The 11,457-nt window shown below is 62.9% G+C and carries 8 protein-coding genes; 2 read left to right on the top strand and 6 right to left on the bottom strand.

Features of this window, described 5'->3' with window-relative positions; translation table 11 throughout:
* Nucleotides 1-790 precede the first annotated feature (790 nt).
* Nucleotides 791-2,035: an oxalate decarboxylase family bicupin gene (locus P6U24_RS19780; RefSeq protein WP_407154200.1), complete on the bottom strand. Its 1,245-nt coding sequence runs from the start codon at nucleotides 2,033-2,035 to the stop codon at nucleotides 791-793.
* Between the two features lie 245 nt (nucleotides 2,036-2,280).
* Here P6U24_RS19780 and P6U24_RS19775 point away from each other — a divergent pair, with 245 nt between their 5' ends.
* Nucleotides 2,281-4,584 carry an FdhF/YdeP family oxidoreductase gene (locus tag P6U24_RS19775; protein WP_407154199.1) on the top strand — a complete coding sequence of 768 codons (2,304 nt, stop codon included), beginning with the start codon at nucleotides 2,281-2,283 and terminating at the stop codon, nucleotides 4,582-4,584.
* Nucleotides 4,585-4,622: 38 nt separating this feature from the next.
* Here P6U24_RS19775 and P6U24_RS19770 read toward each other — a convergent pair whose 3' ends face one another.
* The 5 genes from P6U24_RS19770 to P6U24_RS19750 form a co-directional block, all read right to left on the bottom strand.
* Nucleotides 4,623-4,787, bottom strand: a complete 165-nt coding sequence (locus tag P6U24_RS19770) for a hypothetical protein (RefSeq protein ID WP_407154198.1) — start codon at nucleotides 4,785-4,787, stop codon at nucleotides 4,623-4,625.
* A gap of 10 nt (nucleotides 4,788-4,797) precedes the next feature.
* Entirely contained in the window at nucleotides 4,798-7,941 is a 3,144-nt protein-coding gene (locus tag P6U24_RS19765; protein ID WP_407154197.1) for an efflux RND transporter permease subunit, read from the bottom strand.
* Nucleotides 7,938-9,113, bottom strand: a complete 1,176-nt coding sequence (locus P6U24_RS19760) for an efflux RND transporter periplasmic adaptor subunit (protein ID WP_407154196.1) — start codon at nucleotides 9,111-9,113, stop codon at nucleotides 7,938-7,940. The genes P6U24_RS19765 and P6U24_RS19760 overlap by 4 nt, the downstream gene beginning before the upstream one ends.
* An 18-nt stretch (nucleotides 9,114-9,131) precedes the next feature.
* A complete protein-coding gene (locus P6U24_RS19755) occupies nucleotides 9,132-9,656 on the bottom strand; it encodes a hypothetical protein (protein WP_407154195.1) in 525 nt (174 codons plus the stop codon).
* Nucleotides 9,657-9,779: 123 nt separating this feature from the next.
* Nucleotides 9,780-10,139: a hypothetical protein gene (locus P6U24_RS19750; protein ID WP_407154194.1), complete on the bottom strand. Its 360-nt coding sequence runs from the start codon at nucleotides 10,137-10,139 to the stop codon at nucleotides 9,780-9,782.
* 214 nt (nucleotides 10,140-10,353) lie between these two features.
* Here P6U24_RS19750 and P6U24_RS19745 point away from each other — a divergent pair, with 214 nt between their 5' ends.
* The gene (locus P6U24_RS19745; RefSeq protein ID WP_407154193.1) at nucleotides 10,354-11,142 is read left to right on the top strand and encodes an alpha/beta hydrolase; all 789 of its coding nucleotides are present in this window, start codon (nucleotides 10,354-10,356) and stop codon (nucleotides 11,140-11,142) included.
* The last annotated feature ends 315 nt before the right edge of the window (nucleotides 11,143-11,457 follow it).

The raw sequence follows: 11,457 nt of genomic DNA, 5'->3' as shown, positions 1-11,457 counted from the left end.
GGCCTTCCCTGCGCGGATGGTTTTGACGGCTTATACGTACTCTCCCCGGGGACCGGCTCTTTTGTCCCCGTCGCTCATGATGCTCGTCGAGCATCCAAGCTTGGTCTCAGCACCGGGAGACCAGGACCACACGATTTCGCCGTGCGCACCAGAGCTGTTCGTCCGCATGACGCGAATCACGCTGCAGCCAGATACGCCCACCGCATCCCGCGCTCCACGTTCGTGACGATCGCGATACGCCCCTCCTGGTCGAGGCGGGATGGCGGGATAAGAACATGATTTCCGAAAAAACGAAAGCAAAATATTTTTGTCTGAAGGTCTGGACAAAGACGCAAATCAGGCGAACGGCGAGTGATGTTGCAAGCGACGGCAAACGAGCTCAATGGGTCGTCGTTGCGAGGGGCGCAGCTACAAAGCTGTACAACGGCCCTTTTCGTGCGGACGGGCAATATCGGCCGCTGACGCGAAAGACGGCCCGGGACGGGTTTCGTAGCTTGCTCCTATCGCCTGATCCTGCCGATTGTACAGTCGACGTCCGCGGGCTCTGGCTCTTCTGCCGGCATCATCCTCACCGCGGCCGAATGCTTGTCGGCAGCGATCCGCTCCAGCGACCGATCATGGCTCGCTGACGCCCAGAGCACCAACTGCCATTCGACAAGAGAACATTCGTTCGGGGAAGCGTGCGCCGTGCAACATACGTAGCTTTTGTCGAGCAGCGCCAAGAGGCGTTTCGCGGTCAACTGCCATGTGAGGCAAGGAAGGCGCCGGCTTCCGACGCCTTTCTCTTGGTTCAAGACCTTGGCATGGTGCCCGGACTCTTATCCGGCCATTGCGCGATCAGCTTTTCATCAATGTTGAGATGCTGCGCGACGAGTTTGGTCGGCGTGTGGGTCAGCCAGTTGGAGAGAGAGACCTCCTCGTAGCGCGGCGCGCGGAACACGCCGACAAACTGCAGCTCGGTATCTCCGACGTTCTCGACATAATGTCCCAGGTTGCGTGGGACGTAGCCGATATCGCCGGCGGAAAAATCGGTCGTGCGCGCATTGGGGCCGGTATCGAACACGGTCATCCGCGCCTTGCCCTTGATGTAGTATTGCCATTCATCGGCGTTCGGATGCCAGTGCATCTCCCGGATCGCGCCCGGTGGCATCGTGACCAGCGCTGACGCGACGGTCGTCGCGACCTTGAAGTTGCTGCTGTCGGCAACACGAATGCTGCCGCCGGAATTCTCCTTCAGCGGAGCCGAGCTGCCGAGTGCGTAGACGAACGGGTAGGGCGGAGCCTCGGCCTGCCGAGCGATCGCTGCACGATCCGCGGCGAGATCGCCCGGCACCGTGCCCTGGAAAATCCAGAGATTGTGCAGGGGAATATTCGCGAAGGCTTCGACCGGGACGCCGAAATTTTTGGCCAGCACCTCGGGCGGCGTGTGAGCGAACCAGTCCGTCACCAAGAGCGTGTTGAACTCGTTAGCGTGGCCATCGTCGAAGCAGATCACGAATTCGCAGCCGTCCGGGCCAAGCCCCTGCAGGGAATGCGGTGCGCCCGCCGGAAAATACCAGAGATCTCCGGTCTTGACGTCGGCGACATAGGGATGGCCCTGTGCATCGAGCACCGTGATGCGGCAATTGCCGTAGGTCATGATCGCCCATTCGGCCGCCTGATGCCAGTGCAGTTCGCGGATGCCGCCGGCGGACAGCCGCATATTGACGCCGGAGATCTCCTTCGAGATCGCGAAATCGTCGACGGTGACCTGACGGGCCCAGCCGCCGTTCTGGATGCGCCTGGGCGCGGTGTTGAAGGAGGCCCAGTCCATCGGCAGACCGCCGACGTCGGTCGCCGGCGGCGTTTGCGCCGAGGGAAACTGCTTGGCGAGAGCCGGATCTTGCGGGCCCGGATCGGTCAGGCTTCCCGGACTTCTGGCGTTCACGGCGCCTTGCGGCGGTTCGTCCGGATTGCCGAAGCTTGCGGCTCCTGCGCTGGAGCCGACCATGGCGGCGCCCGCAGACATAGCCAGCAAATCACGTCGTGAAAACATGTTGCTTGCTCCTGTAAATCACCGGAGCCTTTCCATCGTGAGAACGCTCCAGCATTCCAATTAGTTCGGGCTTGCCTCGTTAGGCTTCCGCGAACGGTGGTGCTTTTTCCGGAGCGCACTGTCGGGGCGGGGCGGCTCCCGTCTGCGCTGTGCAATCGAGAAATTCGAACTCCGATTTGAAAAGACGATCCCGCGGCAACCGATCTTAACTGGCGCGAGCATCGTCGCATCGAGAGATCTCGCAGATGACCAGGAAATCGGTTCGTCCCTATCACGAGCCTGCCGGAGGCTGGGGCGCGCTCAAGGCGCTTAGCGAAGCCCTGCTTGTGCAGAGGGTGCCGATCAAAGGCGCGGCAACGCTGAGCCGCATGAACCAGCCGCAAGGCTTCGACTGCCCCGGCTGTGCCTGGCCCGATCCGAAGCACACGTCATCGTTCGAGTTCTGTGAGAACGGCGGCAAGGCGATCGCCTGGGAAGCCACCGCCAAGCGCTGCACGCCCGAGTTCTTCGCTGCGCATACCGTCACGGAGCTTGAGACGTGGAGCGACTACGAGCTCGAAATGACCGGGCGCCTCACGCACCCGATGGCCTATGATGCGGCCTCCGATCGCTATCTTCCGGTGGAGTGGAGCGATGCGTTCGACATGATCGGTCGTCACCTTCGGGATCTGCCCGATCCGAACATGGCGGACTTCTATACGTCCGGGCGGACCTCGAACGAAGCCGCCTTCCTCTACCAGCTCTTCGTGCGCGAATACGGCACCAACAACTTCCCCGATTGTTCGAACATGTGCCACGAGGCGACCAGCGTCGGCCTGCCGCATTCGCTCGGCGTCGGCAAGGGGACCGTGCTGCTCGAGGATTTCGACAAGACCGACTGCATCTTCATCTTCGGGCAGAACCCGGGGACCAACAGCCCGCGGATGATGACGAGCCTGCGCAACGCGGCCCGCCGCGGCACTTCGATCATCTCGTTCAATCCATTTCGCGAGCGCGCGCTGGAGCGCTTTCAGGCGCCGCAAAGCCCGGTCGAGATGATCACGCTGAGTTCGACCAAGATCAGCTCGAAGCTGTTTCAGGTGCGAGTCGGCGGCGACGTCGCCGTCCTCAAGGGGATCATGAAGATCCTGGTCGAAGCGGACGAGGCCGCTCGCGCCGCCGAGCAGCCGGAGATCCTGGACTGGGATTTCATTCGCGGGCACACCATCGGCATCGAAGCGCTGATCGACGACCTCAGGCGCACGCAATGGCCCGACATCGAACGCCAGTCCGGCCTGACGCGCGAAGACCTCGACTATGCGGCCCAGGCCTACATGAAGGCGGAACGCGCCATTCTCGTGTTCGGCATGGGCATCACGCAGCACCGGCGTGGTGCGCATAACGTGCAGCAGATCGCCAATCTGGCTCTGTTGCGAGGCAACGTGGGACGTGAAGGCGCCGGCATCTGTCCGGTGCGCGGCCATTCCAACGTGCAGGGCGACCGCACGGTCGGCATCACGGAGGTGCCCAGCGCCGAGCTTCTCGACCGCCTGGAGCGACGGTTCGGCTTCAAGCCGCCGACGGCACCCGGACACAACGTCGTCACGGCGTTGGAGGCGATGATCCGCGGCGAGGTGAAGGTCTTCTTTGCGATGGGTGGCAATTTCGCCGCGGCCATTCCGGATTGGCGGGCAACGCGGGCCGCGCTGCGCAAGCTCGATCTGACGGTTCACGTCTCCACCAAGCTCAACCGCAGCCATCTGATCCACGGCCGCGCGGCGCTGATCCTGCCGTGCCTTGGTTGCACCGAAATCGACATCCAGGCGGCAGGGCCGCAGTCGATCACGGTGGAAGATTCGATGTCCATGGTCCATGCCTCGGGCGGTCGTAACAAGCCGGCCTCGGAGCATCTTCTGAGCGAGGTGGCGATCATCGCCGGCGTGGCGAAGGCCACGCTTGCCGGCCGCACGGTGGTCGATTGGGATGGCTTCGTCGCGGACTATGATCGCATCCGCGATGCGATCGAAGCGGTGTTTCCGATTTTCCAGGGCTACAACGCGCGCATCCGCTTGCCGGGCGGCTTCCACCTCACCTCGACCGCGCGCGAGCGCATATGGGCGACGCCGTCCGGCAAGGCGAACTTCCTGGTGTTCGAAGGCTGCGGCGAGGATCCGCTGCAGAGCGACCCCGACGTTCTGTGGCTCAGCACCATACGCAGCCATGATCAGTACAACACCACGCTCTACTCGATGTCCGACCGTTATCGGGGCGTCTTCGGCCAGCGCGACGTGGTGTTTCTGAGCGAATATGAGCTGAAGAAGCGCGGCCTCATCGATGGAGATCGCGTCGATCTGATCACGGAATCGACCGACGGCGTCGAGCGGATCGTGCGCAACCTCCGCGTCGTTGCCTATTCCTTCCCGGCAGGCTGCTGTGCGGCCTATTACCCCGAGACCAATCCGCTGGTGCCGCTCTATGCCCGCGATCCCATGAGCTTCACGCCGTCCTACAAGGGCATTCCGATCCGCTTGGTGCGCTCGGCCGCTTCGGCGTCTGAGCGCGGGCAATAGAGGAGATCGGCAGTGTAAACCAGAAGCGGGCGCCGCCTTCACGAGTCCTGTGACTTTTTCGAAATTTTTTCCGAAACGCACGACGTCGCGCACGCCGCACGATGCGCCACAGCGCGCGTCGCTGCTTCGATCTCGCGCACACGTTGCTTTCGAGGCGTGACGGTCACGCGTTTTTCCGCGGCCATGCCAAGTGCGATCTTCAAGTGCGATCTTTCAGACGGATTCATGACTCAACTTCGTAGGTGCCGCGGCCGGTGACGTTGGGGGCACTTGGGTCGCCTGTGACTTTCGTCCGGTGAACCAGGCGCCGAGCCGGTCGAGATAGAGATAGACCACCGGCGTCGTGTAGAGCGTCAGAATTTGCGAGAGCATCAGGCCGCCGACGATCGTGTAGCCGAGCGGCTGGCGCAGTTCTGCGCCGGTGCCGGTGCCGATCATCAGCGGCACGCCACCGAGCAGTGCGGCCATTGTCGTCATCAGGATCGGGCGGAAGCGGAGTGTGCAGGCCTGGTAGATCGCTTCCTCTGGGCCAAGGCCGTGCTGGCGTTGAACCTCGAGGGCGAAGTCGACCAGCATGATGCCGTTCTTTTTCACGATGCCGATCAGGAGAATGATGCCGATGATGGCGATGACGCTGAGATCCATGTGAACGGCGAGAAGCAGGAGCAGCGCGCCGATGCCGGCGGACGGCAGTGTCGACAGGATCGTGATGGGGTGGATGAGGCTCTCATAGAGCACGCCGAGAATGATGTAGATCACGATGAGTGCCGCACCGATCAGGAGCGGAGTGCCAGCCAGAGAGGATTGGAAGGCCTGCGCATTGCCCTGGAACGAGGTCGACAGCGAGGCGGGTTTGCCGGTGTCTCTCTCGATCTTCTGAATCGCCGCCACCGCATCGCCAAGTGCAGCGCCGGGTTTGAGGTTGAAGGAGATCGTGACGGAGGGAAACATGCTCTGGTGATTGATGAGAATCGGCGCCGGCTTGATGACGCTGTGGACCAGCGTGCTGAGAGGGACCTGCTTGCCGCTGGCCGAGTTGAGGTAGATGTCCTTGAGTGCCTCGGGGCCGTATTGGAAGCGTGGGTCGACCTCCATGACCACATGGTACTGGTTCAGCGAGGTGAACATGGTCGAGACGATGCGCTGGCCGAAGGCATCGTCGAGCGTGTTGTCGATGGTCGAGGGCAGGATGCCGAAGCTGGAGGCGACCTCGCGGTTGACGGCAACGTCCAACCGTGGGCCTGCATTGGCCTGATCGCTTGCGACGTCGGTAATGATATCGAGCGCGCGCAGCTTGTCTAAGAAGATCGCCGACCAGTGGGCCAGTTCATCGGAGTCCGCGTCCGTCAGCGTGTATTGATACTGCGTCTTCGACAGGCGCGCCCCGATCGTGATGTCCTGGGCCGCCTGCATGTAAAGCGTGATGCCCTGGATGTGAGCGAGCTCGGGTCGCAGCCGGTCGATGATCTGGCTGGCGCTGGCTTTGCGTCCAGGTTTCGGCTTGAGAACGATGAAGATGCGCCCTTGGTTGAGCGTCGCGGTGGGGCCACCGGGGCCGATATAGCTTGCCACCGACGCGATGTCCGGATCCTTGAGCAGGACACCGACGAGCGCCTGCTGGCGTTCGGACATGGCAGGAAAGGAGATGTCCTGCGACGCCTCGGTGATGCCGACGATCTGTCCCGTGTCCTGCTGCGGGAAAAAGCCCTTGGGGATGATCACATAAAGATAGCCGGTCAGCGCGATGGTGGAAAGCATCACGAGCAGCGTCGCGAAGCGGTGCCGAAGCACGATCCGCAGGCCTTGCGCGTAGATCGCGAGCAGGGCATCGAAACCGCGCTCGAACAGGAGATAGAGCCTGCCGTGCTTCCTCCGCGACTCGTCCTTCAAGAGGCGCGCGCACATCATCGGCGTCAATGTGAGCGAGATGATCAGTGACAGCAGCAGCGAGGCGGTGATGGTGATGGCGAATTCCTCGAACAGCTTGCCGACATAGCCGCCCATCAGGAACAGCGGAATGAACACCGCGATCAACGACAGGGTGATGGAGACGATGGTGAAGCCGATTTCGCCCGAGCCCTTGAGGGCCGCCTGCATCGGCGTCAGGCCGTCTTCGAGATGGCGCACGATGTTCTCGATCACGACCACGGCGTCGTCGACCACGAAGCCGACCGCGATCGACAGCGCCATCAGCGAGAGATTGTCGAGGCTGTAGCCGAGCACGTAGAGGATGGCGAAGGTCCCGATCAGCGACAGAGGGACGGTGACCGCCGGAATGATGGTGGCCCAGAAATTCCGCAGGAACAGGAATATCACCATCACCACCAGCGCGACCGTCAGCAGCAGGGTGAACTGGACGTCGGAGACGGCGGCACGAATAGTGGCGGTGCGGTCGGCGGCGATCGTCACCTTAATCGCGGGGGGAACGGAGGCCTGCAGTTGCGGCAGCAGCCTCTTGATGCGATCGACGGTCTCTATGACATTGGCACCGGGAACGCGCTGGACCGCAAGGATGATGGCAGGCTGTTTGCCGTACCAGCCCGCCAGAAGATCGTTTTCCGGCGCTTCAATGGCTCTGCCAATGTCACGGATGCGCACCGGCGCGCCGTTCCTGTAGGCGATGATCAGGTCCTCATAGGCCGACGGCTTGAGCAACTGATCGTTGGTGTTCAGCGTGTAGGTGACGCGCGGGCTGTTGAGCGTGCCCTTCGGTAGATCGACATTGGCGCCTGCGATCACGCTGCGCACGTCCTCCAGACCGATGCCGCGGGCGGCGAGCGCCTGCGGATTGACGCGGATGCGGATCGCGGGCTTCTGCTGGCCGCCGATGCCAACGAGGCCGACGCCTGGGATCTGCGAGATCTTGGGCAGCAGGATATTTTCGGCATAGGCATCGACCGTGGTCAGCGGGAGCGAGTCGGACGACAGCGCGATCAGCATGATCGGCGTCTCGGCGGGATTCACCTTCCGGATGGTCGGAGGGTAGGGGATGTTGGGCGGCAGAAAGGGACTGGCGGCATTGATTGCAGCCAGCACGTCGACGGCCGCGCTGTCGACCGTCCGCGAGAGCTCGAACTGGACGGTCAGCTGCGCCACGCCGAGCGCGCTGGATGAGGTGAGCTGTGTCACGCCGGGGATCTGGCTCAGCTGCTGCTCCAGAGGGGTGGCAAGCGAGGAAGCGATGGTCTCCGGATCGGCGCCGGGCAGCTGCGCCGAAATCTGGATCGTGGGGTAGTTGACATTCGGCAGCGCGCCGACCGGCAACAGCGGATAGGTCGCAAGGCCGCACAGTAGCAATCCGGCCATCAGCAAGGCGGTTGCGATCGGCCGCAGGATGAACGGGGCGGAGAGATTCATGGGATGGCGTCCTGCACGGAGCTCTGCAAGTCGGCCTCGCGCGCGGCCTTGCCGGTAAGCTGCCGAACGGTGCTACCTTCCTTGAGGCGGTACTGGCCATCGACGACGACGACGTCGCCCGGCTTCAGTCCCTGATCGATCAGAGCCTGGCCGTCACTGATCTGGGCGACATGAACAGGACGCAAGGTGGCGGTCTGGTCGGGAGCGACGACATAGACATAGCTGCCATTCGGGCCATCCTGCACCGCCGAGCCGGCGACCGTCAGGGCATCCTTGCGCATCTCCAGCAGCAGGCGCGCATTCACCAGTTGCCCCGGCCAGAGCTGATGATCATGGTTCGGAAATTCCGCCTTGAGCTGAATGGTGCCCGTCGTCTGCGCGATCTCATTGTTGACCAGCAGCAGGCGGCCTTCGCCGAGCTTCACCTTGTTGTCCTGGCTGTAGGCGATGACCTTCATCTGTCCCTTCGCCATCTGCTGCTGGATCGCCGGCAGATCGGTCTGCGGAAGGGTGAAGAGCAGCGAGATCGGTTCGATCTGCGTGACGACGACAAGTCCGTTCGGATCGGTCGGATGAATCACGTTGCCAACATCGATCTGGCGCACGCCGGTGATGCCGGGAATGGCCGACGTCAGCCGCGTGTAGCTGAGCTGCACATTGGCTTGGTCGATCTGCGCCTGGTCTGCCTTCACCGTGGCGCGCAGCTGCGCCACCTGCGCGGTCTGCGTCTCGATCAGTTGCGGGGTCGCGTATCCCTTGTCTCCGAGTTGGTGATAGCGGGAAAGATTGGCCTCGGCGTTCATGAGCTGGGCCTGGTTGCGGTCGCGATTGGCCGTCAGCTGCTCGATCTGGGCTTGATAGGGACGCGGATCGATCTGCGCGAGCAGATCGCCGGCCTTGACGGTCTGCCCCTCGGTGAAAGCGATCTGAACGATCTGCCCCTGAATCTGGCCGCGGACGACGTCCGTATTGTAGGCGATCACCGTGCCGATGCCGCGCAGGTAGATTGGGACCTCCCTGCCGGTGACGGTGGCCGCGACCACCGGGACCGCGGCAGGAACAGGCGCGACTGCGACGGCTGACTGCCTGTGCCTGGCAAAGAACCAAAGGCCGGCTCCTACCGCCGACACTGCGACGAGGGCGACAAGCGTGAAGGTGAGCTTTCGTTTCACGGCGCTGTTCCTTTGACCTCAGGGATGGCCGGAGCCGCTCGCCGATCCCACACTGCCGGAAAAAGGTGAGCCGGGCATCGGCGCGACTGGGCTCACGCCGGCGCCGACGAGCTCAGTCGCACCCAAGGGAATTCCGACCCGTCCGACCGATGATGGTGGTGGCAAGGCGAATGCCGGGATGCGGCTGTCAGCGCAGGAGAGCGATGTGCCGGAAAGGCCACCGCCGTCGAACAGGGCTCCCGGTGCGGCATTACCGGAGGCGGCACATCTCCCCTGCGGCGGACCGGCCGCAGCCAGGCCAGGCGTTGCAATTTCGGTTGAGCCCAGTGGAATGCCCGCAGGCCGAATTGCCATCGAGGCGGGCGGCGATGTCACGCCCATCCCGACCTGAGGCGCCATCCCCGGCGAGGTGGTCTGCGCTGCCACCGCGGCCGGCAACAGCCGTCCGATGCCCAACGTCAGCGTCGCATTCAGGAGCAGCGATGCGAGTTTACCTGATCGCGGCCGCGTAGGTTTGCTGATTGGCGAGAGCTGTTGGCACATCGTCCGTGCTCCGAGGCGTTCATCCGGAACGGACGATAGGAAGCGGCGGAAGCACTGGTATTCCGAGAACGCACGTCCCGCTGTCTCGCCGCACGATAGGAAGCGCACAGCGCAATCGAGGGATCACTGCCGCCGCTGAAGGATGAGCTTCGCTTCGGAAAGCGCGCGACGGCACGTGGCTATCTGACCGGAATGATCCGCGGCGCGGGCACGATCGAGCGCATCGAGTGCGAGCTGAAGGTCCGCGCCGTTGCTTCCTTCGGACTGTGCCAGGGAGCGTGGAGTCGGCTGATAGCCGCGCAGCGCGGCGAGGCTTTCCGGCTTCCATTGATCCGAACCGGCGCTCTTCTCAATCGCTGCGTCGACCTGCGCCTGCACGCTCGCGATCGACCGTTCGCACGAGCCAGCGTGAGCGGCTGGTGCGGCCAGCAGCAGCGCGCCGAAACTGATGTAGCACGTGGTGATTCTTATGATCGTTGTCATAGCTTAATCCCTCAAGAGGATGGAGCCGATGTCAGCATCCGGCAATGAAATGATATGGCACCTGCGGCTCGTCTTTCGTGAAGGAATGGTCGGGGTCGAGCCAGCGCGGGAATTCAAGCCGTCGACGTGCAAACTGGAAACTATCCTGAATTGAGGAAATACGTCGGCGATGTGCCTCGTTAGTGTCGGACCATCGCAACCGGAGTGATCTGACATGAAGCACCTCAATGCTTGTCTCGCCGCTACGACCGCATTTTCGCTCTTCTCAGCTATCATGCCGGCAAGCGCGGAACCTCTGAAGAATATCGTCCTGGTGCACGGCGCCTGGGTGGACGCGTCCGGCTGGAAGCCGGTCTATGACGTCCTGACCAAGGAAGGCTTCCACGTCACCATGGTGCAGGAGCCGGAAACGTCCTTTGCCGACGACGTCACGGCGGCAAAGCGGGTGCTCGATCTCCAGGATGGCCCGACGCTCCTCGTTGGCCACAGCTATGGCGGATCGATCATCACCGAAGCCGGCGTGCATCCAAGCGTCGTTGGTCTCGTCTATGTCGCCGCTCACGCGCCCGACGTCGGGGAGAACGAGGCGGAGCTCGCCAACAAGACGCCGAGCGTGTTGAGAAAGACCGAAGGCGTCATCAAGATAACGCCCGATAAGTTCACCTATCTCGATCCCGTGCAATTCCCCAAACTGTTCGCGCCCGATCTGCCGCGTGAACGCGCCGAGTTCGTCGCCCGCTCCCAGGTCCTGGCCGCCACGCAGGTGTTCAGCACGCCGCTGACTGCCGCTGCCTGGAAGGCGAAGCCGAGCTGGGGCATCGTTGCCGGCGGTGATCAGATCATCAATCCGGACCTCGAGCGCTGGTATTACGAGCGCGCCAAGAGCCATACGATCGTCATCCCGGGCGCCAGTCACTCCGTTTACGAGTCGCATCCGAAGGAAGTGGCGGCTGTCATCGCAAAGGCGGCGCGCGAGGTCTCGCAAACGGCCGCCGCACGTTGAGTTCGGCTGCAGGCTGCTCTGCATCGCCCGCAGAAGAAAGGGCTGGTGGGGAGAAGAGCATCCCGCGAACACCGAACCCCACCAACGGCGGCGGAGCCGACGGCGTTCAAGCATGACGCTCTTGGTCGATGCTCGCGAAAAACCAAGCGCGTGATATCCTATGCGATCGTAATGGCGCTGCTGCGGTTTTCTTCGTGCCGTTGCTCGGATATGCGGCGGGCAGACGTCGCGATCGCTGCGCTGTTCCCTGGTCAGGCCACACCGACGCTTGCGATGCCTTCGTGATCGGCGGCGGACACGAGGCGCTCCGCACGT

It is taken from the genome of Bradyrhizobium sp. STM 3557 (assembly GCF_045571465.1).
GTDB lineage: Bacteria > Pseudomonadota > Alphaproteobacteria > Rhizobiales > Xanthobacteraceae > Bradyrhizobium.
Note: the sequence above shows the minus strand (reverse complement) of the source record. Positions and strands in the feature narration are given on the sequence as shown.